The sequence below is a fragment of the Brevibacillus fluminis genome (genome assembly GCF_003710825.1).
GTDB lineage: Bacteria > Bacillota > Bacilli > Brevibacillales > Brevibacillaceae > Brevibacillus_D > Brevibacillus_D fluminis.
On record NZ_RHHQ01000018.1, the window covers coordinates 60,581 to 85,830 of the forward strand.

Consider the following 25,250-nt stretch of genomic DNA (forward strand, 5'->3'; position numbering starts at 1 on the left):
TAATTGTATCACAATGGATGAGCTGTTGTCAAACCCTTTGATTACGAAAAGGAGTGATTCCGTGAGCACGGACGGACAAGAATTGCGTTTCGAACAGACGCGGCTTGATCAGGTAATGATTGAGATCGACAATCAGATCATTACGCTTCAGCAGAATGTGACCGACATAAAAACCGATATTGTCGAAATCCGCCGGAATTTCTGGGACGATGTGACCGTCAATTTCGATGACGCACATGAAGCGGCGGAAACATACGCGAGCATGAAGCAGCAAGCGGAAGTGCTATCAGAGCGGGAACGCACTCATCGGCACGCACAAAAACAGCTGAAAACACTTCATCGCCTCAAGCTCTCCCCCTATTTCGGTCGGATCGATTTGCTTGAAGATGGCGAGGTGTCATCCGAAGAAATTTACCTCGGCATCGCGTCGCTTCTCGATGACCAGGATGAGCAATTTCTTGTATACGACTGGCGTGCACCTGTCGCCAGCCTTTATTACGATTATTCGCCTGGACCGGTGGAATACGAGACGCCGAGCGGCACCATTTCCGGCAAGATGGAACTGAAGCGCCAGTACATCATCCGTGAGGGACACATTCGCAGCATGTTCGACACCGGTGTGACGATCGGCGATGAGCTGCTGCAGGAAGTGCTGGGCAAACAATCGGATTCCCAGATGAAAAGCATCGTCGCAACCATTCAGCGCGAACAAAATCGCATCATCCGCAATGAACGAAGCCGCCTGCTGATCGTGCAGGGAGCGGCAGGCAGCGGCAAAACATCAGCCGCACTGCAGCGCGTCGCTTATTTGCTGTATCGTTACCGAGAAACGCTGCAAGCCGAACAAATCGTCCTCTTCTCGCCCAATCCGCTGTTTAACAGCTATATCTCTACCGTGCTGCCTGAGCTGGGTGAGAAAAACATGCAGCAGACGACGTTTCATGAATATCTCGAGCATCGGCTCGGCAGCACGTTTGAGCTGGAGGACCCTTTCACCCAGCTTGAATATGTTCACACCGCTATGCACGACCCACATTACAAAACACGTGTTACTGCGATTCAATATAAAGCCTCGCTCCCGTTCATGCGGACGATCGACCGCTATCTCGAAACTCTCGGCATAGCAAACATGCGATTTAAAGATATTCGTTTTCGAGATCGCACGCTGATTGCTGCAGACACGATCTCCCAACGGTTCTATTCACATGATCCGTCGCTTGCGATCCCGAACCGCATGAGGCTGCTTGCAGAATGGCTGCTTGGCGAACTGAAGGAAATTGCCCGCCGGGAACGCAATAAGCCATGGGTCGAAGATGAGATTGAGCTTTTGGATAATGAAGATTTTCACCGTGTTTACAAGAAGCTGCAAAAGAAAAAACGCATGTCCGGCGCAACGTTTGACGACTATGAAATGGAACGGAAGCTGCTTGCAGCCTCTGTCGTCAACGAGCATTTTGCGCCAATCGGGACCGAGGTGAAGCGGCTTGGCTTCATTGACATGCCAGCTGTGTATCAACAGCTGTTTGAACTTGCCAAGTCCGAACGATCCACTCTGGCTGTCGAGGCTGCACCGGTTCAATGGGATGCGATATGTTCGCACACATTGGAAAAGCTGAGCGTTGCCCAGCTCTCCTATGAGGACGCGACACCTTATTTGTATTTGAAAGAAAGAATCGAAGGCTTTCATACCAACACCTCGGTCAGACACGTATTCATCGATGAAGCCCAGGACTATTCGCCTTTTCAGTTCGCCTTTCTCAAAAAACTGTTTCCTTACGCTAAAATGACTGTTTTGGGCGATCTGAATCAAGCGATCTATGCGCATGTGCGGGCTGATGCCAGCCTCGATCAATTTTCCGCATTCTTTGGCGCTGATGAGACAGAGACAATCATTTTGACGCGAAGCTACCGCTCTACCCGCCCGATCGTCGAGCTGACGAGAAGATTGATCGATGGAGGAGAAGCGATCGAGCCATTCAACCGTGATGGTCAAAAGCCGACGCTTACTACGACCGCAACGCCGAAAGAACATGCGACCAAAATCAAAGAGCGTATTTTGGAGCTGCAAAAGTCGGGTCATCGAACCATCGCAGTGATCGGCAAAACCGCGCAGGAAAGCCAAGCGGCATATGACCTCTTGGCAGGCGAGCTACCGATCCGACTGATTGAGAAGGAAACCGTGTCCTTTGAGCCGGGTACGCTTGTCATCCCCGCTTATCTGGCGAAGGGAGTGGAGTTTGATGCCGTGATCATCTATGACGCATCTGCAGCGCAATACAGCCGCGAAGAGGAGCGAAAGCTCTTTTACACCGCTTGTACGCGTGCCATGCATGAGCTGCATCTCTTCTCTCTGGGCAGTATAAGCCCATTTCTTGGAGCGCTTCCGGGCGAATTCTACGTACACGAACAATAACGCCAAAAAGCCGCCAGAGACAGAATCCCTTGTCTCTGACGGCCTTTTTGTACAGATAAGAATTTATAAAATTCTTATCCAGTATAAGTGCAACCGCGGCTCCGCCAAAAAGCTTGGCGTAGCCAGGTTTTCTAATTATGCTTGGGCACGAGCTGCTACCGCTGCTTTTTTGCGATGAACCATGAGAAAGTAGCAGAGAATCGCGCCGACATCGGCTATTGCAATGACGACGCCCATCGGTACTGCCGTTTGGCTTCCACCGATCCCTACAAGCGGAGCGACCAGTCCGCCAAAAATAAAGGACAACACCCCAATGAGCGCTGATGCGCTTCCTGCATTTTTGCCCTGGTTTTGCATCGATAAGGCAAAGCTCGTTGTCGATACGATCCCAACGCACGAAACGATTACAAACAACGGCGGCAAGAAGACCGCCAAGCTGGCACCGGTCAGTATTGTTAAGAGTAAAGTAACACCCCCGACGGCAGCCAGCGTAAGGCCGGTGACCAAGAGCTTGGTTTCGCTGATCCGACCGGCTAACCGCCCCGTCACCTGCCCCGCAATGATGATTCCCACACCATTGATGGCGAACATTAAGCTGAACGTCTGGGCAGATACGCCGAAATAATCTTGCAGCACAAATGGCGACCCGGAAATATACGCGAACATCGCAGCTGAAACAAGCCCTTGGGACAAGGCATAGCCCATGAAAAGCCTGTCGCCGAGCAAGCCTTTAAACGTGCGCAGCGTATTGCCAAGTCCGCCTTTGGAACGGCGGGCGGTGGGCAATGTTTCCGGCAGCCCAAACAATACGACAAAAAACATCAGCAGACCGATCAGGCACAATACGTAAAAAACGCCCTCCCACGGGGCCACTCGCAGCAGTTGCCCTCCGGCGATCGGGGCCAGGATAGGCGCTGCCCCGTTAATCAGCATCAAGAGGGAGAAAAACTTGGTCAATTCCGATCCTGAATACATATCGCGCACAACCGCGCGTGAAATGACGATCCCGGCCGATCCGGCAGCGCCTTGAACGAAGCGAAGCAAAATCAGACTCCAAATGGACGGAGCGAATGCGCACAGCAGCGATGCAGCGGCGTAAACGATTAGCCCGATCAACAGCGGTTTCCGGCGCCCGCGCACATCGCTGATCGGCCCTGCGAACAGCTGTCCAAGCGCCAGCCCCAACAAGCATGCCGTTAAGCTGAATTGCACGAGCGATGCGCTGGTGTGCAGCTCATCGGCAATCACCGGGAAAGCTGGCAAATACATATCGAGCGAAAGCGGTCCGAATGCAGACAGCGAACCTAAAATGATCGCCATCCACAGCCTGCGGGAACGGGCAGTCGCAACGGATGCGCTCTCGATTCCATTCGCAAGATTGCTCATGGTTTTTCTTCTCCTTCCTTCTCTCAATATCAATGGTGTAACTATTTTAGTTACACAAAAGTTGTTTCGTCAAGTTTATTTTCCTGTCAAACGCTCCAACATTCGTTAACGAATTCATTGACAGCATCCGATCATCCCTGTAAAATCTTCTGTGATTCATTACATATTGCTCCTATCAAAATAGAAGGAAATACGATTAAATGACACTGAAACCTATCGCTGTGTGTTTATATCTCGCGCTCGCTTACTGGATTTCTTCCGTAAATCCCATGCTGAAAATGTTCTTCTTTCCAACCTTGGCGGCAATCGCATTCTTTTTCATGAGCCGCGTCAATCAAATGAAGGAATTGTTCACCATCAGCGCTGCTGCCATTGCCGCTTCTCTGATCGGAAGCGTCATCTTTTTCATCGATTCAGGCGTGTTTTCGTTTTTGATTACCTGCCTGATTACGATCTCGCTGATCCTTTATTACAAAATTACGGCTGCCCCCGTTCTTGCCGTCGCAGTCATCCCCTTCTTTGCCCACCCGGCGATGATGTGGCTCTTTCCGCTCTCCCTTAGCTTAACACTCGTTGGCTTGATCGCAGTATTGTGGATGTGCCAGAAGTTGGAGACACAGTTTGGCAAATTGTTTGCACTCAGCGCAAAAAAGAACGTTGCCAACGAAGAGCTTTCCTACGATTAGAAACCATGTCCACTCCTAGCTTTTGGCGTGAAGTTAGCTGCACTTATACTGGACCGCAAAAACCCTTCCCATCGCACTCGCATGCATGAGAAGGGTTCTTTTTTTCTTTTCTTCTATTTAATACCTGCAGAAATTTCGTTCACCATTTCTGCAACTGAGATCAGTCCGCCGCCGGACAGGTACCAATAGTTCGGATCAAGGTAGACGATGTGGCCGTTTTTCGCTGCATTTGTGTTTTTGGTCAAATCGTTTTCAATCGTTTGCTTGCCAGATGGCGCGCTCTTATCGGACTTGACTGCTGCTCCGCGGTCGACGACGAAGAGGTAATCTGGATTTTTCTCTGCGATATATTCTGCTGTAACGCTTTGGCCATGCGTGGATGCCTCGATTTTTTCATCGGATTGCGCAAATCCGAGTACATCATGGATGATTCCGAAACGGGAGCCTGCGCCATACGCGCTGATCTTGCCTTCATTCGCCAGAACGACCAGCGCTTTTCCGCTTGTAGCAGCTTTATCGTGAACCGCTTTGATTTCGTCATTGATTTTCGCCAGTTCCGTTTCTACTTCTTTTTCCTTGCCGAAAACTTCGCCCAGCGTTTTCATGTTTGCTGCAAACGAGTCCATATACTTGGTCGTATCTACTGCGAGGAAGATGGTTGGCGCGATTTTGTTCAGCTCTTCATACTTGTCTTGTGCACGGCCGGAGATGAAAATGACATCCGGCTTGATATCGTTTAATTTCTCAAAATCCGGTTCAAACAACGTACCTGCATTGACATACTTGCTGTCTTTGTACTTTTCCAGGTAGCTCGGCAAGCTGCTTTGCGGGACGCTTGTTACTTCCACACCCAGCTTATCCAGAGAGTCGAGGACGCCGTAATCGAATACCGCGACTTTTTGCGGATTCTTTTTCAGTTTGGCTTCACCCAATTTATGCTTGATCGTCAATTCTTCCGGTGCTGGTGTTGCCGCCTCTTTCGGGACTTCTGTTTGCGCTGCCGGAGCTTGTGCACCATTGGAGCCAGAGCCGCATGCAGCCGATATGATTGCCATAGCAACCATTACGATGAATAGGAGCATTTTTTTATTCACTTGATCCACCTCATTGAAAGTATTGTTGTATGTAAAATTAGCGGAACAGCCTGCTAGCCGGCTATTCTGCTAACTGCAACCAGGCTTACATGACGCTTTACGAAAAGTAGACGCAAATCTTTTTTTCATCGATCTCCTCAATCTGGATGTCCATATCGTAAACCTCTTTCAAAACCGGAGTTGCGATGATCTCTTCCGTCGGCCCTTCCTGCACGATCTTGCCGTCTTTGAGCGCGACGATATAGTCGGAATAGCAAGAAGCGAAATTGATATCGTGAATCACGATGACGATCGTTTTACCGAGCTCATCGACCAGACGGCGCAGCACCTTCATGATTTGCACCGAGTGCTTCATGTCGAGATTGTTCAACGGTTCGTCGAGCAGGATATATTCGGTGTCCTGAGCCATGACCATCGCAATGTACGCGCGCTGCCTTTGTCCGCCGCTCAATTCGTCCAAATACTTGTGCTGAATGTCTTCCAGCTCCATGTAACGTATCGCAGCATCGATATAGCGCATATCTTCTTTCGTCAGCTTGCCTTGCGAATACGGGAAGCGGCCGAAGCATACAAGCTCACGGATGGTGAGACGGAGCGTGATGTGGTTGGATTGCTTTAGAATTGAGATCTTTTTGGCCAACTCGCTGCTTTTGCATGCGGAAATTTCTTGTCCTTCCAAACGAATGCTCCCGCTGTCTTTTGTGATCAGACGGCTGATCATTGAAAGCAGCGTGCTTTTCCCTGCACCGTTTGGCCCAATGAAGGATGTGATTTTGCCCTTGGCAATCGTGAGCGACACATTTTCGATCACGTATTTGCTGCCGTATTTTTTGGAAACATGTTTGACCTCTACCATGATTTGTTCTCCTTTAACAGAAGGTAGATAAAGTATACACCGCCTGCAAAATTGACAATGACGCTCAACGTTGTTGCGAATGTGAACACTCTTTCGACAATTAACTGCCCTCCAACCAGAGCGATGACGCTCACCAGGATGGAACAGAGAATCAAATAGTTGTGCCGATACGTTTTCAGGAATTGATGCGCGACGTTGGCGACCAGCAGCCCCAGAAATGTGATCGGGCCGACAAGCGCAGTCGCGATCGAAACCAAGATGGTGATGACGATCAAGAGCCGCTTGACGACATGGTCATAATTGACGCCCAAATTGACGGCCTGCTCCCGACCGAGTGCCAGCACATCGAGATATTTGGCGAACCGCATGAAATAAAGCGTGGTTCCCAGCATGCCGACTGCGGCAATCGTCAAGATGTTGGTATTGATGTTGTTGAAGCTGGCAAACATCTTTCCTTGCAGCGAACTGAACTCGTTGGGGTCGATCAGCACCTCCATAAAGGTCGCCATGCTTTGAAACAAGGTCCCCATGATCAAACCGATCAATAGCAGGAAGTAAATGTTTTGCCCTTCACGCCGGAACAAAATTTTGAACAAAAGGCCTGAAAACAACACCATCAGCGAGACCGATAGGATGAAATTGAGGTGGCTGTTGTACATCGTGATGCTGGCTGATCCAAAGACAAAGATGACAAACGTTTGGAAAAAAAGATAGAGCGAATCCAGCCCGATGATGCTCGGGGTCAAAATCCGGTTGTTCGTAATGGTTTGAAACACCATCGTAGAAAAGGCGATTGCACCGCCGGTAAGAATCATGGCCAGTATTTTCTTCGTCCGTCGTGGCAGCACATAGTCCCAGTTTCCGTTGGCATTAATCAACAGGAAGGTCGCGATCAAGGCCACGGCAATGCCCACAAGAATCCAAATCTTCGTTTTCATCACGCATATGCCTTTCTTTTCATGAGTAAGAAAATGAAAATGCCGCTTCCGATGACGCCGACGGTCAGACCGATCGGGATCTCGTATGGATAAATGATGATGCGGCCCAGTATGTCACAAAAGAGGACGAAGATGGCTCCCAGCAACGCGGTATGTGAAAGGGTTTTTTTCAAGTTATCGCCTTGATACAGTGTGACGATGTTCGGAATGATCAGCCCGAGGAACGGGATCGTCCCTACGGTTAAAATGACGATAGAAGAGACGAGCGCTACCAGCACCAGGCCGATATTGACGACAAGCTTGTAGTTCAGCCCCAGATTGACCGAAAACTCCTCCCCCATCCCGGCCACCGTGAACCGATCGGCATACAGATACGAAATGACCAGCAACGGGATGCTGATATACAGCAGCTCATAGCGCCCCTTGAGAATCATGGAAAAATCGCCCTGCAGCCAAGAAGACATGTTTTGAATCAGGTCATACTTGTAGGCAAAAAAAGTGGTGATGGAACCGACGACATTCCCATACATCAGTCCGACCAGCGGAATGAAAATCGTGTCCTTGAACTTGATGCGATCGAGGATTTTCATAAATACGAATGTTCCCAAGAGCGCGAAAATAAAAGCGACGGTAATTTTTTGGATCGGCGTCGAGCTGGTGAAAAGCAGCATGGCGATTAATATCCCGAAGCGGGCCGAATCCATCGTTCCAGCTGTCGTCGGAGAAACGAATTTGTTCCGGGTCAGCTGCTGCATGATCAATCCGATCACGCTCATGCTTACCCCGGCAATCACGATGCTGACCAACCGCGGAATTCTGCTGATCCACAAAACCTGTGTCTTATCCTCACTCAGATTGAACAAATCGAGCGGGGAAATGTCCTTCACACCGATAAACAGCGAAATCAAAGATAAAAGAATTAGGAATGGAACCAAATATCTTGTTTTCATAGCTCTTCCTTACTTCTCCTCATCCAGAGGATTGATTTCTTATGTACGGGCCCCGTTTTTGTACATCGGCTTATTCATTAGTAATGATTCTCATTATCATATAAACCAACAGTTATGATTATAATCATGTCATCCGGAATAATCAATAATCTTTTATTTGGTTAACTGTATGATAACCAAGCTTTGGTGTGTAAACCGCGGTGCTATGCGCTTTTGACCAAGGAATTTCGTATATCTCACCCTTTTTTTGTTGGTGAACGCACTTTGGGCGAACAAAGTTATTTTCATAACAAAAACGACCACATGTGCCGTGGTCGTCTTTCGCTGCTTTTCTGTTATTCCGCAGCCGAGAATTTTAGCCGCCTTGCAAAGGCTGCCTCATGAAAAAAACCATTGGGCGCCCTATCGTCCAATGGTTTTTCGCTGTTATGAATGGGGAACCGGCAGTCTCGGCACTTCTTTCAACGGCTGTCCCTGTTTATAGTAAAGCGACGGATTCAAGATGATGAAGAAGATGTGTACGTTGGCAAAACCATGCTCCTCAAGCAGCTGATTCATCATGGCAGCGATCGCATCGTGTACTTGCTGCTCGCGTTGAAACATGAAAATTTCCAGCGAGAGCGGCGTTTTATTGATCGCCTCCACCATTAAAAGCTCAAGCTTGACGATCTCCTCCGGAATGTGAGCGATCGCTGCAAAGCGCTCGATCATTTGCGGAGCCACAGCCGTGAGCTTTTCTTTGTCAAAGCCTTTAAAACGTAAAAACGGCATGTTAATTCCTTCTTTGCTGTATAATTGTCACGCTATCTATTTTTATACCTTTAATTAAAAATCATTTTACTGAAGGAAGCCAGTTAAAATTTTTAACAGCTGCACTTCGCGATTTCCTTAAAGAAAAAGCCGATGCCGCAATCAGCGACATCAGCTTGTCTGTTCTGTTTTTGCGTGGGCAAAAAGCAGTTCCTGCACCTCAGCTGCCGGAAGCGGTCGGCTGAAATAGTATCCTTGGATTTCTTTGCAGTCATTGCTCATCAAAATGTCGAGCTGTTCCTGCGTTTCGATCCCCTCAGCGATCACATCCAGCTGTAAATGATTCGCCATGGAAATGATCGTCGCTACGATTGCCTGATCATGCTTGTTCATCGTTATGTCCGTGATGAAGGAGCGATCGATTTTGAGCTTGTGGATCGGGAACTGACGCAAATATCCAAGCGAGCTGTACCCAGTTCCGAAATCATCCAGGCTGAATCGGACCCCGTACTCCGACAGCTCTTGCAAAATGGTGGTAGATACCGTCGCATCCATCATCATGCTTTCGGTGATTTCCAAGTTGAGATGTTCCGGTTTCAACCCCGTTTCCTCGAGAATCTGGCGGATAAATTTCGGCAGGTTCAAATGGTGGAACTGTTGTGACGATAAGTTGACGGAGACGGGAATAAGCGGTCCTCCTGCATCATGCCATTTGCGCATTTGGCTGCAAGCTTCGCGAAGCACCCACGATCCAATCTCGAAAATGATGCCTGCTTCCTCTGCAATCGGAATGAAGACGCCTGGCTGGATTTCGCCTTTTGTCGGGTGGTTCCATCGGACCAAAGCCTCTACCCCCGTGATCCGATTATGAGCCGTGCTAATTTGCGGCTGATAGTGGATATGTAGCTCGTTGCGTTCAATGGCTTTACGCAAATCGTCTTCGAGCACGATCTTTTCCCGAAGGAACACATCAAGCTCTTCCGAATAAAACTCGTAATCGTTTTTGCCTCTTTTCTTCACTTCATACATGGCGGTATCTGCGTTTTTCAACAGTTCGTCCGCATCGGTGCCATGCTCTGGATAGATCGCGATCCCGACGCTTGCCGTCACGTAAAAGTCATTGTCCTTCAGATGATAAGGAACTTGGATGGACGCGATGATTTGCTTCGCCAAAAGGGCAGCTTCACGCTCTACCTCTTCGTGAAAACAAAGAAACGTGAACTCATCTCCCCCCATACGGGCGATAATCGCTTGATGGCCTTTCATGCTGGACTGCATCCGCTCGCTGACCATCTGCAAAAACAAATCACCGTACGCATGCCCCAACGAGTCGTTGATCATCTTGAACCGATCGATGTCCACGACCATCACCGCGAATGGCGCTCGCTGCTTCCGGTTCTGTTCGATTGCATCCCCGATCAGACTATTGAACTTGCGGCGGTTCGGCAATCCTGTCAGCTCATCATGATAAGCCAAATGCTGAATCGATTCTTTGATACGCTTCTCTTCGGTGATGTCTTTTGCAATGATATGGTACCCTGCGACTTTCCCATCGATACGCACAGGGATTTGCATGACAGTCAATGTAAGCGGATCGCCGTTTTGATGAAGGATGATCGTTTCGCGCCTGCTTGGCTTTTCTGCCAGCATTGTTTCCCTTGCAATCACCTGGTCCAGACCGATGCGGGAAATGGGCTCGCCAACATAAGCCTTTTCCTGAAGCCCCGTGATGCGTGACATGGCCGGATTGAAGCTCAAGATGCGCCCTTTTGTGTCGATTGAAACGATTCCATCTTCATTGTTTTCATAAAGCGAACGGTACCATCTCGCATTTTCGCGAATAACCATATCCTTTTGCGACATTCGTTTGTTGATCATGACACCGAGCATTGTTAAGCCGAGCATGAACAACGTGCTTGCCGCAATGATAACAGCGAGAATCCCCGGCTCAATTCCATTCTGTACCGTCAGCTCAACTCTCGTGCTTGGCCGAAATTCCGCAGCGGCCATGCCGGTGTAATGCATGCCTGCAATCGCCGCACCCATGATCATCCCGCTAATCAGCTTGGACAGCGCGAAATGACGTGCCTGGTCTTTTCGAAAATAAAGCAATAGCCAAAGTGCGGCAAGAGACGCCGTCGCTGCAATTGCGACCGACAATACCACCAACACCGGCTTATAGTGAATATCGACACTTATTGCGGCCATTCCGACATAGTGCATCCCCACGATTCCAGCCGCCATCAGAAGTCCGCCAATGATGAGCTGCTTTCGTTTCAGCTCGTTGCGTCCGACGACGATGAGTGCGATGAATGATACACAAATCGCCAGCAATACCGAAACGATAACCATTTTGCTGTCATAGGAAATCCTCAGGGGAAGAGAAAAGGCGAGCATGCCGACGAAATGCATGGACCAGATCCCGATCCCCATCGATAGCGCACCGCAGAACAACCAAAGCAAACGTTCCCTTCCGGTAGAGGTGCTGATTCTGCCCGCCAAGTCCAAAGCAGAATAAGAAGCCATAACCGCAATCACATAGGATAAGGTGATCAATAGCCAGTTGTATGTACCATGAAGATGTTCTTCCATCATGATCCCTCCTTTCCTCGCTTTCTCCAAGCGCATATGTAACAATCGACATCACATAAGTTGAAGCTATCCTGACCTCACAACGTCGATGACCAATTTTTGTCCTCGAAAATATATGCTACATCAGTGCAGAGAAGACAACAAGCGGTATAGACGCTTTCCCGCCGCAAATGGTACGTTTTTCGCAATGAAAGTGGCTCCTCTTGCAAGCACTTGTATGGTATGATGATTGCCGTGCCTTGACTGCACATCTGTTCAGCGGGTGGGGACCAAAATGTCAGTTTTGGTAGAGAACGTAGGAAGATTGCTAGAATAATGACAATTCTACAATTTTTGCCAATTCGTTCCCGATTTTGTAACGTTATTCTTACAAAAATCGTCATTACTACGATACACTATTCTTTTGATTAGGAGAGACTTATGGGGGCTACATCAAATTCAGTAGAAGTAAAAGTAAAGTCACCTGCGCAAAACGTGGTTTTATTATTGATTCGCCAACTCCGTCCGCATCAATGGACGAAAAACTTGCTCGTTTTCGCTGCCTTGCTCTTTTCGCTGAACAAGGTGAGCGTTAACGTCGTCGGCAAGTCCGTCATCGCCTTCTTCCTGTTTTGCTTCGTATCGGGCTGTGTCTACATATTAAATGACTTCGCCGATATCAAAAATGACCGGAACCATCCGGAAAAGCGGCACCGACCAATGGCGTCTGGCGCGCTGAATCCTTCGCTTGCCATCGTATTTGGGGCGATTCTTTTGATCGGGTCGCTGCTGACCGCATTTTATTTTGATCGGCTCTTCGGGGCTGTACTGGCGTTCTATTTCGTGCTCAATGTCGCTTATTCGTTCAAGCTGAAGCACGTCGTAATATTGGATGTCATGATTATTTCGGCTGGCTTCGTGCTCCGCGCAATTGGCGGCAGCCTGATTATCGGCACCCCGTTCACGCCTTGGTTTTTGCTCTGCACCATGCTGCTCGCGCTTTTTTTGGCAATCAGCAAGCGGCGACATGAACTTCATCTTCTGCAGACAGAAAAAGGTGCTCACCGCAAAGTGCTGGAGAGCTATTCGCCCGAATTGTTGAATCAATTGAATACCATTGTCACATCGGCCACCATCATCAGCTACTCTTTGTTCACCTTCACATCGGGCAGGACAGTCCAATTGATGTGGACGATCCCATTTGTCATCTTTGGCATTTTCCGCTACCTCTACTTAATTACGATCACCAACAAGGGAGGCAGCCCCGAAAAGGTTTTGCTGGAGGACAAGCCCATTTTCGTGACGATCATGCTTTATGTCATCGCCGTGGCCGGTATCATTCACTTTTTTGAATAACAGCACAGAAGGTTGTGGATTCCGTTATGCCATCACTGCTTCTCATCCTTATTTCCGTCATACTCAGCGCATCAGGGCAAGTCGCCATGAAAATGGGGGCTTCCTCACTTTCCGGGAAAAATGACATGCTGCTGATGAAATTCGTGCACTACCTAACCAACCTCCCGATCATGGTCGGGTTGGCCTTGTATGGTATTTCAGCATTTGTCTGGATTGCTGCCATCGAAAAAGTACGGCTATCCTACGCCTACCCGATGGCTGCTTTGGGATATGTCCTGGTCGCCGCGATGTCGGTGTGGTTTTTCCATGAGCCGATGTCACCGATGCGCATTGCCGGATTGGCGATCATCGTCGTCGGCGTTGTTGTGATTTCACAGTCCTAGCATCAAATCGAAGGAGTTTTTTTCATGTTATATGTGTTGGCGCCGTTCATCGGCTGGCTCGTTTCGGGCACGACCAAATTTATCATCAACTATCTTCGTTTCGGAAAAGATGCTCGCCAGCGTGTGGGAAATGGCGGTTTTCCCAGCACCCATACGACCGTAATGGTGACGACCATCTGTCTGATCGGCCTGCAAGAAGGCTTTACGCATCCGGTATTCGGACTGGGCGTGGCGGTGACGTTCATCATCATCATTGATGCAACCGGCCTGCGTAGGGCGGTTGGCAAACACGCTGCGATACTGAACCAATTAGCAAAAGAACACTCGAAAGCGGCGGAAAACAAACCGTTGAGGGAAAGCATGGGGCATACGAAATGGGAGATCGTCGGAGGAATTGTGCTTGGCGCATTGCTCGCGTTCGTATTGCACACCCTCGCCAAGCTTGTCCCAGGGCTGCTGGGATAGCGGAAGGGAGTGACTACGTTGAAAAACCGTACTGCCACCTACACCTTGCTGCTCGGAATCACCCTGCTTCTGTTCATGGCGGCCATCGTCATCTCGACCTCCGTCTTGTTCCTGTTCGGCGTCCCGGTGTCGGCATTCAGCTTCTGGCTATCGGTAGCTGCAGCATTCATCTGCCTACTGGGCGCCATTTGTACATTCGTTCCCGTTTTCCGCGGGCGCTGGATTGCGTGGACTCTGGCTGGGCTACTGGTAATCGCAGGCTTGTGCTGGTATGTCAGCGCCACAACCTACGACCTGTCGTTTGACGGTCAAACGTATCACCAAGAAGCCATCATGCTGTTGGCCCAAGGCTGGAACCCCGTTCTCGATCCGCCCTTGCTGTCACCGAGCCAAGAAGAGATTGCTAAAATGGACGGAAAGGAAATTTTGACCGCTTTCTATCTATGGATTAACCATTACGCTAAAGGACCGTGGCTACTGGATGCGGTCATGTACAAGGTGACGAATCAGATCGAGCTGGGGAAAATGTTCAACCTGCTACTTCTGTTCTCCTCATTTTTGCTCAGTGTGGCTGCGATGCTTGCCGCCTATCCGCAAAAAAAGACGCGGGCCGTGCTGATTTCGCTGCTGCTCGCCTGTAATCCGGTCGTGATTTGCCAGGCGACATCGTATTATATCGATGGGCAGCTCGGGTCGCTCATCTTGATCATCTGCGCCCTCGGTGTTCTTTTGTTCAAGCGTTATCACGGTTGGGTGCTGGCCGCATTGTGCGCGGCGTTGATGCTGTTGGCCGAGGTCAAATTCACGGCTCTGGTTTATGCGATGCTGCTTGGAGGAGGTATCTTTCTCCTGTTCCTCTTCTATGACAAACAAAGGCGCTGGAAAAGGCTGCTGGCCGCTTTCGTCGCCAGCTTTGTTCTCGCCGTCGCAGTGGTTGGCTACAATCCGTACGTGACCAACACACTGACGAAGGGGCATCCCTTTTATCCGCTGGCAGGACCGCATGCCGTCGATATTATGACCTACAACAGCCCGCATGATTTTAGAGGTATAAGCAGTATCGAAAAGCTCGCGATTTCTTTGTTCGCCAAATCGGCAAACATCGCGGGAAAAGACGAAACTTCCTTGAAATTCCCCTTCACCATAACATCGGAAGAGTTAAAAGTATTCAATGCGCCTGACGTGCGTGTTGCCGGATTCGGACCGCTGTTTGGCGGAGCGTTCCTGCTTCTTCTGATCGTGCTCGTCGCCGTACTCGCTGGAGACAGGAGAAAGGCAGCACCGTTGCTGTTGATCTGCGGCATTCTCTTCGCGAGCGTACTCGTCAATCCGGAATCATGGTGGGCACGTTATGTGCCGCAGCTCTGGATGATCCCTGTTTTGGTTGCGATTGCTGGATTGGAATCGCGAAATACGTTTTCGCGGAATGCGAGCTGGGTGCTACTTGGTGTACTGCTGATCAATATGGTGATGGTCAATGGTGCCCATATTTCTGGCCAGTCCTGGGTCAATGAGGCAGCCAAACAGCAGCTTGCTGAAATCAAAGCCAGCAAGAAAACCGTACTTATCGATTTCCATCATTTCAATTCCAATCGGCTTCGCTTGCAAGAAGCGGGCATCCCCTATGTGGAAGGGAAAATCGATGACAAGGATGCGAATGCCAAAGGGCTTGTCGCTTCCCGCGCACGGTATGTATTGAAATAAACGGAACACCAAAACGGTCATGACCGTTTTGGCTGACCGCAAGCGGTCACATCCAATCTAATGAAAAACGTCGAGACGTTTTTCACAAAAAAAACCCGGACAGACCACAACGGTCAGCCGGGTTTTTTCAATCGTATTAGTGAACCAGCGAGAACAAGCCGTTGATGTGAGTCAGGTAACGGATGTGGCTCGCTTCTTTCATCATAGAAGCAGGCATGCCTTTCAGGCGAGTTTGGCTCGCACCGAGGGTCGCGATACCATCTTTGCGGCCCAAGCTAGCCAGTGTTCCGGAGAATACTGGGTTGAATTCTTCCATCGGTGCGCCGTTGAACGAAGCGAAGATGTTGTATCCGATGGTTTCTCCCATTTGCCATGCCAGCTGTGCTGTAGGCGGGTAAGGACGCTCTTGGCCTGTTGGGAAAACAACAGCGCTGTCGCCAGCTACGAACACATCAGGGTGGGACGTGGATTGCAGGAATGTGTTAACGGTCGCACGGCCACGGTTGCACTCTATGCCGGAAGCGCCGACCAAAGCATTTCCTTGCACGCCGCCAGTCCATACGAGTGTGCTTGTTTCGATGGAGCTTCCATCTTTCAAGGATACGGATTTTTCCTTCATTTCGGTGATCGCTACGCCAGTCAGGAACGTAACGCCGCGTTTTTCCAAGCTGGTTTTCGCACGCTCAACCAGCTCAGGGTTGAAGCCAGCCAGAATGGAAGGACCTGCTTCAACACAGTAGAGGGAGATTTCTTTGAAATCTACGCCTTTGTTGCGGCACAGGGTTGGCAGCATGTCAGCGAATTCGCCAACCAGCTCGATACCAGTCAATCCGCCACCGCCGACAACGATTGTAGCGTCCGCTTTGTTTTTGGTTTTGCTGTACGCCTCGATGCACTCTTCCACATGACGGCGAACTTTGTTTGCATCGTTAACCGATTTGAGCGTGAAGCTGTGCTCTTGCAGACCTGGGATTCCGAAGAAAGCCGTTTCACTTCCAAGCGCCATAACGAGCACATCGTAGCTCAGCGTTTCACCGCTAGCCAATGTCACGCGTTTGTCTTCTGGTTTGATAGCCTCAACCGTATCGATTAGGAGATTAACGTCTTTGCCTTTCAGCAGCTTGTCCAAAGACAGCGCTACGTTGTTCTCTTTCAGGTTGCCTACAGCCAAACGATGCAGCTCGGTAATGATTTGGTGAGTTGGGAAACGGTTCACCACTGTGATAGTAGCTTCTTCAGCAGACAGATGTTTTCTCGCTGTTAATGCGGTCAACAAACCGCCATATCCGCCGCCCAAGATCAATACTTGCTTTGACATACGAATCCTCCATCCTTATTTCATCAGCGCTGTTGTAAGATCGCTTCTCTTATTTTTGTTTGTTTTTCTCGCCCAATACTTCAAGAAATGCTTGTGCGAAGTGCAATGTTTTTTGCACTTGAGGGTCTTTCAGCATTTTCAGGATGCCGAACAGGCCCACAGTCGTTGTTGCTTCTTGAGAGCGCTCATTCGCTTCCATAGCGGCTGCCGCGATTCCCATCGCTTTATCCTGGATCGGTTTCACGAACTCCTCCATGCCGCCTTTCAAATCTTCAACGAATACTTTGTCGGTAGCCAGACCATGTACGACATCGTACGTTTTGGTGAGCATGGTCACCATTTCTGCCAGCTTAGGAAGGTTGTCAACCAAGACAGTCAGGGATTCCTGTACTTCAGGTTTCATCAGTTGATCAAGTACATCCACGCGTGCAACTGTCTCTTCTTTGGTAACTACTGCTTGTTCAGACATAACTTAACTCCTTTACGTTGTGATAAAGTCTGATGCTGTGTGTCTTATTACAAAAACTTGGCTCCGCCAAGCTTTTTGCGGGGCCTTAGTTGTACTTATTCCGGATAAGGATTTTTCAAAATTCTTATCTGTACAATCGAAAAGGCCACAGACTTTGTTACAAAATTCACAAAGTCATCTACACTACGATTTACTACCAATTCAATACTATTATATAACATGTCCAGAGCAAACAGTATAGAAAACAATTTTTTAATGGAATTGATTTTTTTCCGTTTTTTATCAATTGTAGAGATGTTTTACTTTTCTATCCAAAAAACAGAGCCTTTCCACGATAAAAAGGGGAAAAGCTCCGGATTTCTTGGTTAATTTTTATTTGCATATGGCTTTTCCTGATAATAAAAGTTCGGCGTTTCGATGCGATCTTCGTACGCACTGTGGAAAATATGGGTGGCCGCCGGGGAAATCGGCGGGATGAGCCATGTCCAATCACCTGTGATCCCGCGACCCTGACGATGCTCGCGCTCCTCGAACCGTTGGAACTGCTGGCTTGCGGTGTGATGATCGACGATCATAACGCCGCGATCCTTAAAAGAGTGCAGCACGGCTACGTTCAGCTCAATCAGCGCCTTGTCCTTCCAAAGCGTGGCTTCCCGCGTTCGATCCAGCCCCATGATGTCGGCTACTCTGGGCAGCATGTTGTAGCGGTCCACATCGGCGAGATTGCGCGCACCAATTTCCGTTCCCATGTACCAGCCGTTAAACGGAGCTGCCGTGTAATCGATGCCCCCGATCTCCAGCCGCATGTTGGAGACGACCGGAAGCCCGTACCACTTCAGCTGCAAATCAGCGAAAGCAGGGATTTCCGGATGTGTCAGCGGTACTTCCACCACGATATCCCGCGGGATCTCGAAAAACTGCGGCGGCTGGTTGCCCATCTGCAGCACGAGCGGAAGGATGTCAAAATGCGTCCCCTCCCCCTGCCACCCCAGCTGTTGGCAGTAAGCTGTGAATGGGACCGAAATCGGATCGCCGATGATCCCGTCCTCTGTCACATACCCTGCATACCGTATCAGCTGGTCATTCCAGATCCGTATCTGCGTTTTTTCCGTGACGTCCGGGCGGAAAACCGTAATAGTCGGGCGGATGATACCGCCGTTGGTAGCGAATTCGAGATGGCGATATAAAGCCTGCGCCATCTCTTCCTCCGTCTTGCATTGTCTTGCATCCAGAACCTGCAGGGATTCCCAAAAAAGCCTGCCAATGCAACGGTTGCTGTTGCGCCATGCCATTTTTGCCCCATGCTGGAGTTCTTCGCTCGTATGCTCGTAATGGCCTCGATCTGCCACTGCTTCACGTATTGCTTGCAGTCGTGCTGCGATCTCTTCGTCTGTTTTACCCAGCTCTTTATAGCATGCATGAATGAAGCTTTCAGCTGCCTCGATTCGTTGTTTTCGTTCCATTCCGCCTCTACTCCCGCCACTCATCGTTAGTCACATTATATAGAAAGCATGTGGCTGATCCAAACGAGCTTTGTGTCGGTTTTGCAAAACATCTTAGAAAAAGAGCGCGTCGGCTCCGCAACATCCGGGTTCCCACGCGCTCCTTCTCGCTTCGCTGTTATGCTTTTACTTCCAGTAAAAAGACAGATAAAAACTTGCGCACACTGATGCGGCACTTGGTGGTTTTTTCCCCCGCCTCCAGCTCCTGCATGCGCTGGCGCACTTCTTGGAAATCAAAGAGGCGCGGCGCGAAATGCTCAAAGGTTGGGTTCGCATAATCAGTCAAGCCAAGCGATGATAAGTGGGTGAACGCCTGCAGTACCATCCGGCGGATGCGCTGTTCCATCGCACGGACTTCTTTTCCAGCTGACTGGACATCCAGTCCACCATGAAGCTTATGTAAAATTTGCGCATACACTTCCTTAAGCTGGAGATCGCGTAGCTGTTCACTGCGTTCCTCCTGTGTAAGCCATTGGACAAGCAACAGCAGATCGGGCGCGCCTGCCTCACCTGCAATCCCCAGCTGTAACATCAGCTGGCGGGCTTTTTGCTCCAGATTCGTATGCTCATACACCCCGATGCCGTATGTAGGAACCTTCGCAAAGCCATGGCTAGCTTGATCCATTACCTTCACGTCCAAAATCTGCAGCGATTTGCGGATCGATTGAAGCGATGCTTCCAGCGACAGATGGTCGGCTACCCGCTTGAGTACGGACAGTACCTCCAGCCGGTTTATCGGCTTTTGAATGAACGTATCGATTCCTTGCGAGTACGCTTCTCCGATCATCTCTTTGTTCTCCACCTGTGACACCATGATGAAACGGCCGCCAAACCCTTCACCCTTCAGCTTCTTGATTGTTTGAATCCCGTCCAAGCCGGGCATCAAGAGATCGATTAAGATGACGTCGACCCCGAACAGCTGGTCGATGGAGACACTGATGCCGTCACTTGCTTGCCCGACGATTTCGCCCAAACCACTTTCATTGATGATGCGCTCCAGCATTCTGCGCACAACTGCATCGTCTTCGATCAGGAAGAAACGAATCATAGAACACTCTCCTTCCGCAACAGTTGATCCGTAGGTATCGTTACCTCGAAGTGAGTCAATTGCTTGTGATCGTTCACAATGCCCAAATTGCCCTTCAAACTATGGACAATGCCCCGCGCATGCGTTAGTCCGATTCCCGTCGAGGCATTGCCCGCCTGATCGTATTTGGTGGTGTAACCAGGTTCGAATACCCATTCCCGCTCCTCACGGGGAATTCCCGGTCCATTATCCAGCACGTGGAACACGATGTCCCGCTGCCTCAGCTCGACGGCCAGCTCAATCCAGCCCGCTGACGGAATCGCCTCGACCGCATTGGCCACCAGATTGTTCAGCACCGACAGCAGCTCATAGATTTGGCTGGTCGACAAGTCCACCTCGCACGTCATCATGAACTGAATCCGCTTCCCAATCATTTCGGCATATTTTTGATTGGCCCTGATTACGAGCTGACACAAATCGGTGATGGCAAGACTTGAATCCAGCCCTTCCTGGTTGATGATTTTCGACAAACCGGCCAGCAAGCGCTGCGAATCTTTCTTCACTTCATGCACATGCTCCGCGATATGGAGCGCTTTGTAAGATTCAGTATTTTCTGACATGAGCAAACGGGTATACAATTGATAGCTTTCTCGGGTGATTTCTTCAAGATGGGACATCGATTTTCGCAAATAAAACGCTTCCCCATACAGCTCCGTGTTGATCATTCGCAGCTTCTCCAGTTCCTGCTGCCGCACCTCACCAACAGCTCGGACCTGGCGAATCATAAAGTTATTATAAAGGCCTACAGCAAAAAAACTGCGAAGAGCACCGAAAAAGAGTAGCATCATAATGCTTTGCAACGTCAGGTCGGGAAAATCGCCGAACAGCTGGCGGACGAACAGCTCAACCATGTTGGAGGCGAAATCGACGGTGGCTCCGATCAACCCTACCCCGAGCGGGAACTCCAGGTATTGCCTTGCCCGGCTCAAATGGATCAGCAGTGAAAAGCTAAAATAATAAAAAGCGGACGGCAAATGGGCCTGCAAGCTGTCAAGCGGGGCGGTATGGCTAATCATCATGTCCAATCCAACCCGAAAGCCGCAGATAAACGTTCCCGTCAAAAAACCGGTCAGCAAAACGGGCAGCGATTGAAACCATAGCAGCCCAAAAAAGAATGCGGCAATCCCCAGGGAAAAACGAAAGGAACCCCCGAACGGGTTCACTTTCATTTCACCAAAAAAGGCAGTAGCCAGCATGATGATCACAAGCATAAACAGGCGATCGCGCATAGATACCCCTTTCCCAAAATGAAAGATCTCCCATTCCTATATTACAAGGAAATGGAGATCTGCAAAACCGGAATGATTATACATGTTTGTTTTCCAGCCGTTTTGAGAATACAGACAGCGCATAGTTTACGACAAAGTACATGACCGCCACAATCAAAAAGGTCGGAATGACATAATTGACATTGCGGCCATTCAAGATTTGCGCGTGGTTCATTAGCTCAGGCAGCGCAATGACGACGGCCAACGACGTATCTTTGAGCAGCGAGATAAACTGGCTGACGATCGGCGGTACCATGCGGCGCAAAGCTTGCGGCAGTACGATGTGCCAAAGCGTCTGGCTATAGGTGAGGCCGGAGGAACGCGCAGCTTCCAACTGACCTTTGTCTACGGAATTTAATCCGCTGCGGACAATTTCCGACAGCATCGCCGATTCAAAAATGACCAGCGCCAAAATCGCTGCGTAAAACTTCTCCAGCTTGAGTCCCACTTCAGGAAGCGCAAAGTAAGTAAAAAAGATGATCAGCAGAAGCGGCAAATTGCGGACTAGCTCCACGATGACTGCGAGTACACGCGAGATAACCGGGATTTTCGCGTAACGAAGCGTCCCTACGATGATGCTGATCGCAAAGCTGAACACGATGGATAAGAAGGCCACTTCCAATGTAACCAGGAAGCCTTCCAACAAAAAGGTCAGATGTGAGGGAGCGTATGCGCCGATAAAATCCATGGTTTTCCCTCCTTTTATCGGCTTCTCGCCAGTCGCCGTTCGAAATACCCGACGAGCATACTGAGCGGAAGCGTCAAGATCAGATAGAAAATACCGACAAAAATGTACACATCAAAGGTGACAAACGTGTCTGCGGAAATCAAATCGCCGAAATACATCAGGTCGAGACCGGCGATCACGCCCAGCACGGAAGAGTTTTTTACCAGATTGATAAACTGGTTGCCCATCGGTGGAATGACGATTTTCATCGCTTGCGGCAAAATGATCAAGCGCATGGTTTGCCCATATGTCAGCCCGGATGAGCGGGCAGCTTCGGTCTGCCCTTTGGGCACAGCCTGAATGCCGGCGCGGATCGTCTCCGCAATGAATGCCGCTGTGTAGACCGTCAGACCAAGCGTACCGGCAACGAACGGTTCAAGCCGAATGCCGATGGCGGGAAGCCCGACAAAGAAAAAGAAGACGACGAGAATCAACGGAATATTGCGGATGAATTCAACATACACGGTTCCCACCCATTGCAAAGGGCGCAACGGGGAGATCCGGAAAATGGCCATGATGGTCCCCAGCAAAAAACTGCCCACGAGCGAAAGCAAGCTGGCTTTCAGCGTATTCCCAAAGCCTTGGAGGAAATAGTCCCAGTGATCGAAAAGGATGGAAAAATCAAGCATCTGCGTTGCGAATCCCCCTGTCTATGTATGGAAATGAGCGGATGAGCGGTAGGGAGACCGCTCATCCTGGGCAACTCATCTGAATCGGTTAGTTCTTTGGCTTTTCGCCAATCCATTTTTCATAAATCTTGTCGTATTCACCGTTTTGCTTCATTTCCTTCAGCAAATCATTGATGGAGGTAGTGAACTCGGAGTCGCCTTTGGCTACCGCGATTCCATAAGGCTCCTCCGTGAACGTTTCGCTCGTGACGCGGTAGTTCGGATCTTGTTTGGCCATGCCGTACAAGAGCGCGTTATCGGTCGTCAGAGCATCACCTTGGCCTGCTTTCAGCGCTGTGAACGCCTCTGCATAGTTCTCGAATTCGAGGATCTCTGCATCGGGGGCTTTTTCGCGGATATTTTTAGCGGAGGTAGAACCCTTCGCAGTGAGGATCTTCATGCCTTTCTTGATGTCAGCCAGGCCGTTGATCGGGCTGTCTTTTTTCACCAAGAGGGATTGGCCTGCCAAGAAGTAGACGTCAGAGAAATCGACTTCCTTCTTGCGTTCTTCGGTAATGGTCATCGTTGCGATGATCGCATCGATCTCACCATTTTTGAGCATCGGAATGCGCGTCTTGGAGGTAACTTCCTTCAACTCGATTTTATTTTCATCACCAAGCACTTTTTTGGCGATCGCTTTGGCGATATCGATATCGAACCCTTCGACATTGCCGGACGCAGGATCTTTCAACCCGAACAGGTTCAGGTCATACTTGACGCCGACAACGAATTTGCCTCTTTCTTTGATTTTCGCCAGCGTGCCTGCCGCTGCCGCCTGTCCTTGACCCGCAGGAGCTGCGCCCTCTGTCGTTTTGCCTGCACCACAGCCTGCTAGCATCGTTGCTCCAAGCATCGCTGCCAATCCAAAACCCACCGCTTTTTTCAAGATCCGATTCGCTTTCAAATTGAGTTCCCCTTTTCTTTTTGTTTTTTCTCTTTATGAGACCGCTTACATTTGGTCAGTGATTCAAGATGCGGCTCAGGAACAATCGAGCCCGCTCCTCACGAGGATTGGCGAAAAAGTCCCGCGGATGCGCTTCCTCCAAGATTTGGCCCTGATCCATGAATACAATGCGATCCGCAACTTCGCGGGCAAAGCCCATCTCGTGCGTGACGACGACCATCGTCATGCCTTCCTTGGCCAGCTTCTTCATGACATCCAGCACTTCCCCGATCGTTTCCGGGTCAAGCGCGGAAGTCGGTTCATCAAACAGCATGATTTTGGGCTTCATCGCCAGCCCGCGCGCGATCGCGACACGCTGCTGCTGTCCGCCTGACAGCTGGGTCGGGAACTTCTCCGCTTTATCGGGGATTCCCACCTTCTCCAGATAGGAGGTCGCTGTCTCAATCGCTTCTTTCTCAGGGATGCCCAGCACCTTGGTCGGAGCGAGCGTGATGTTTTGCAGCACCGTTTTGTGCGGATACAGGTTGAAATGCTGGAACACCATGCCGATGTCGCGCCTCAGCTTGTTTATGTCGGTTTGCTTGTCATTAACCTTGACGTTGTCGACCACCAGTTCTCCGTTTGTAATCGTCTCCAACCGATTGATGCACCGTACCAGCGTGCTTTTGCCGGAGCCTGATGGACCGATAACCACGACAACTTCACCCTGGTTGATGTGTAGATTAATGTTTTTCAGGACGTGGAAGCTCCCGTAATGTTTATTCACTTGATGAAAGCTGATCAACCAAGTTCCCCCTTCTGTCTCTTTTTCTAGACATATCGTAACCACAGCTCTACCGGAAACTACTGAAAAAGACAGTGTTATTAATTTTTTCTTTTTAATTTTCTAAAAAGTGTTCCTACCTCGTGCAATTCAAACATTAAAAAACGCGAAAAACCAGCCCTACGAGCGGCTGGTTTGGCTTACTTATCGTTTATTGATCGAGTTTGTTCCAGGAGGTGATTTGGTCCACAGGAAGGCGCGTTGTTTTGTGCCCAGGCTGGGATGCTTTTCCGATTGCGATCAGCATCACAGAGACATAGCGATCAGGAATGGAGAATGTTTGCTTGAATTGCTCAGTGTTGTACCCACCCATCGGTACAGTATCATAGCCTCTCGCTTTTGCGGCAAGCATGAGTTGCATGGACACAAGCCCCGCATCCACCAGCAAAATCTCCTTGGTGACTTGCGGATCCCGGTCAGCATACCGTCTGTTGATGTTGCCAACGAGCGTTTCTTTTGCTTCAACCGTCATAAAGCCCGCGTCAACCGCATCTTGGTAAATCGACTCCGCCTGCTTATAGCCCTCCATATCGCCAAGCACAGCAACGATTGCGGCGGCATCAACCACTTGCTGCTGATTGAATGCGATGGGGAGCAGCTTCTCTTTTAGAGACTGGTCATCAATCACCAGAAAACGCCAAGGCTGCAGATTGGAACTCGATGGCGCCTTAATTGCTTCGTCCAGCAGCTCCTTCAGTTCATCCCGCGAAATTTTGACAGATGAATCATAATGACGAACGGATCTCCGTTCCTGTAACACCGTATAAAAGTCGACAGCCTGCTGTGTTGCCTTCTCCATGTCCATCATCCTCCGAAACGTCTTAATACACTCGATTGTTTTATTGTTCGATAAACATAGTACTATGATAAGGAAATACCTCCATTTTTGCAAGTTCTAATGTTCTATATTTATCAAACATTGATGTTTACCG

The 25,250-nt window shown here is 49.6% G+C and carries 23 protein-coding genes; 6 read left to right on the forward strand and 17 right to left on the reverse strand.

The features are described 5' to 3' along the window. Nucleotides 1-61: 61 nt before the first annotated feature. A complete protein-coding gene (helD, locus tag EDM56_RS22030) occupies nt 62-2,413 on the forward strand; it encodes an RNA polymerase recycling motor HelD (RefSeq protein ID WP_122920083.1) in 2,352 nt (783 codons plus the stop codon). A 135-nt stretch (nt 2,414-2,548) separates the two neighbouring features. Here helD and EDM56_RS22035 read toward each other — a convergent pair whose 3' ends face one another. Beyond that, nucleotides 2,549-3,799, reverse strand: a complete 1,251-nt coding sequence (locus tag EDM56_RS22035) for a multidrug effflux MFS transporter (RefSeq protein ID WP_122920084.1) — start codon at nt 3,797-3,799, stop codon at nt 2,549-2,551. A 200-nt stretch (nt 3,800-3,999) separates the two neighbouring features. Between EDM56_RS22035 and EDM56_RS22040 the strand changes: the two genes are divergently transcribed. Then, nucleotides 4,000-4,485 (forward strand): hypothetical protein, encoded by a 486-nt coding sequence (locus EDM56_RS22040; protein WP_122920085.1) that lies wholly within the window; start codon nt 4,000-4,002, stop codon nt 4,483-4,485. A 113-nt stretch (nt 4,486-4,598) separates the two neighbouring features. On the opposite strand, the gene EDM56_RS22045 is transcribed toward EDM56_RS22040, so the two are convergent. The 6 genes from EDM56_RS22045 to EDM56_RS22070 all read right to left on the reverse strand — a co-directional run bounded on the left by EDM56_RS22045 (nt 4,599) and on the right by EDM56_RS22070 (nt 11,665). Continuing rightward, nucleotides 4,599-5,579: a siderophore ABC transporter substrate-binding protein gene (locus EDM56_RS22045; RefSeq protein WP_183192554.1), complete on the reverse strand. Its 981-nt coding sequence runs from the start codon at nt 5,577-5,579 to the stop codon at nt 4,599-4,601. 97 nt (nt 5,580-5,676) lie between these two features. Further along, nucleotides 5,677-6,435 carry an iron ABC transporter ATP-binding protein gene (locus EDM56_RS22050; RefSeq protein WP_122920086.1) on the reverse strand — a complete coding sequence of 253 codons (759 nt, stop codon included), beginning with the start codon at nt 6,433-6,435 and terminating at the stop codon, nt 5,677-5,679. After that, nucleotides 6,429-7,373, reverse strand: a complete 945-nt coding sequence (locus tag EDM56_RS22055; RefSeq protein ID WP_122920087.1) for an iron chelate uptake ABC transporter family permease subunit — start codon at nt 7,371-7,373, stop codon at nt 6,429-6,431. The genes EDM56_RS22050 and EDM56_RS22055 overlap by 7 nt, the downstream gene beginning before the upstream one ends. Beyond that, complete coding sequence (locus EDM56_RS22060; RefSeq protein ID WP_122920088.1) at nt 7,373-8,323, reverse strand: ABC transporter permease; 951 nt, start codon at nt 8,321-8,323, stop codon at nt 7,373-7,375. The genes EDM56_RS22055 and EDM56_RS22060 overlap by 1 nt, the downstream gene beginning before the upstream one ends. A 426-nt stretch (nt 8,324-8,749) precedes the next feature. Continuing rightward, nucleotides 8,750-9,094 carry a DUF1904 family protein gene (locus EDM56_RS22065; RefSeq protein WP_122920089.1) on the reverse strand — a complete coding sequence of 115 codons (345 nt, stop codon included), beginning with the start codon at nt 9,092-9,094 and terminating at the stop codon, nt 8,750-8,752. A gap of 150 nt (nt 9,095-9,244) precedes the next feature. Beyond that, a complete protein-coding gene (locus EDM56_RS22070; protein WP_122920090.1) occupies nt 9,245-11,665 on the reverse strand; it encodes a bifunctional diguanylate cyclase/phosphodiesterase in 2,421 nt (806 codons plus the stop codon). Between the two features lie 420 nt (nt 11,666-12,085). Here EDM56_RS22070 and EDM56_RS22075 point away from each other — a divergent pair, with 420 nt between their 5' ends. From EDM56_RS22075 to EDM56_RS22090, 4 genes are read left to right on the forward strand one after another with little or no spacing between them, the layout of a single operon-like run. After that, nucleotides 12,086-13,000: a decaprenyl-phosphate phosphoribosyltransferase gene (locus EDM56_RS22075; RefSeq protein ID WP_122920091.1), complete on the forward strand. Its 915-nt coding sequence runs from the start codon at nt 12,086-12,088 to the stop codon at nt 12,998-13,000. Between the two features lie 26 nt (nt 13,001-13,026). Further along, the gene (locus EDM56_RS22080) at nt 13,027-13,383 is read left to right on the forward strand and encodes an SMR family transporter (protein ID WP_122920092.1); all 357 of its coding nucleotides are present in this window, start codon (nt 13,027-13,029) and stop codon (nt 13,381-13,383) included. A 24-nt stretch (nt 13,384-13,407) separates the two neighbouring features. Beyond that, nucleotides 13,408-13,848 carry a divergent PAP2 family protein gene (locus tag EDM56_RS22085; protein ID WP_122920093.1) on the forward strand — a complete coding sequence of 147 codons (441 nt, stop codon included), beginning with the start codon at nt 13,408-13,410 and terminating at the stop codon, nt 13,846-13,848. 18 nt (nt 13,849-13,866) lie between these two features. Beyond that, nucleotides 13,867-15,552 carry a hypothetical protein gene (locus tag EDM56_RS22090; RefSeq protein WP_122920094.1) on the forward strand — a complete coding sequence of 562 codons (1,686 nt, stop codon included), beginning with the start codon at nt 13,867-13,869 and terminating at the stop codon, nt 15,550-15,552. A gap of 136 nt (nt 15,553-15,688) precedes the next feature. On the opposite strand, the gene EDM56_RS22095 is transcribed toward EDM56_RS22090, so the two are convergent. The 10 genes from EDM56_RS22095 to EDM56_RS22140 form a co-directional block, all read right to left on the reverse strand. Beyond that, nucleotides 15,689-16,870, reverse strand: coding sequence for an NAD(P)/FAD-dependent oxidoreductase (locus EDM56_RS22095; RefSeq protein WP_122920095.1), 1,182 nt, complete (start codon nt 16,868-16,870; stop codon nt 15,689-15,691). 49 nt (nt 16,871-16,919) lie between these two features. Next, complete coding sequence (locus EDM56_RS22100) at nt 16,920-17,339, reverse strand: DUF1641 domain-containing protein (protein ID WP_122920096.1); 420 nt, start codon at nt 17,337-17,339, stop codon at nt 16,920-16,922. A gap of 365 nt (nt 17,340-17,704) precedes the next feature. Further along, nucleotides 17,705-18,802, reverse strand: coding sequence for a nitric oxide synthase oxygenase (locus EDM56_RS22105; RefSeq protein ID WP_122920097.1), 1,098 nt, complete (start codon nt 18,800-18,802; stop codon nt 17,705-17,707). Nucleotides 18,803-18,959: 157 nt separating this feature from the next. Beyond that, entirely contained in the window at nt 18,960-19,889 is a 930-nt protein-coding gene (locus EDM56_RS22110) for a response regulator (RefSeq protein WP_122920098.1), read from the reverse strand. After that, nucleotides 19,886-21,157, reverse strand: a complete 1,272-nt coding sequence (locus tag EDM56_RS22115) for a sensor histidine kinase (protein ID WP_122920099.1) — start codon at nt 21,155-21,157, stop codon at nt 19,886-19,888. The genes EDM56_RS22110 and EDM56_RS22115 overlap by 4 nt, the downstream gene beginning before the upstream one ends. A 76-nt stretch (nt 21,158-21,233) precedes the next feature. Beyond that, nucleotides 21,234-21,884 carry an amino acid ABC transporter permease gene (locus EDM56_RS22120; RefSeq protein ID WP_122920100.1) on the reverse strand — a complete coding sequence of 217 codons (651 nt, stop codon included), beginning with the start codon at nt 21,882-21,884 and terminating at the stop codon, nt 21,234-21,236. Nucleotides 21,885-21,898: 14 nt separating this feature from the next. Then, entirely contained in the window at nt 21,899-22,552 is a 654-nt protein-coding gene (locus tag EDM56_RS22125) for an amino acid ABC transporter permease (RefSeq protein ID WP_122920101.1), read from the reverse strand. An 88-nt stretch (nt 22,553-22,640) separates the two neighbouring features. Next, nucleotides 22,641-23,495 carry a transporter substrate-binding domain-containing protein gene (locus EDM56_RS22130; RefSeq protein WP_281274980.1) on the reverse strand — a complete coding sequence of 285 codons (855 nt, stop codon included), beginning with the start codon at nt 23,493-23,495 and terminating at the stop codon, nt 22,641-22,643. Nucleotides 23,496-23,550: 55 nt separating this feature from the next. Then, nucleotides 23,551-24,279, reverse strand: a complete 729-nt coding sequence (locus EDM56_RS22135) for an amino acid ABC transporter ATP-binding protein (RefSeq protein ID WP_122920102.1) — start codon at nt 24,277-24,279, stop codon at nt 23,551-23,553. A gap of 190 nt (nt 24,280-24,469) precedes the next feature. Then, complete coding sequence (locus EDM56_RS22140; RefSeq protein WP_122920103.1) at nt 24,470-25,117, reverse strand: nitroreductase family protein; 648 nt, start codon at nt 25,115-25,117, stop codon at nt 24,470-24,472. Between the last annotated feature and the right edge of the window lie 133 nt (nt 25,118-25,250).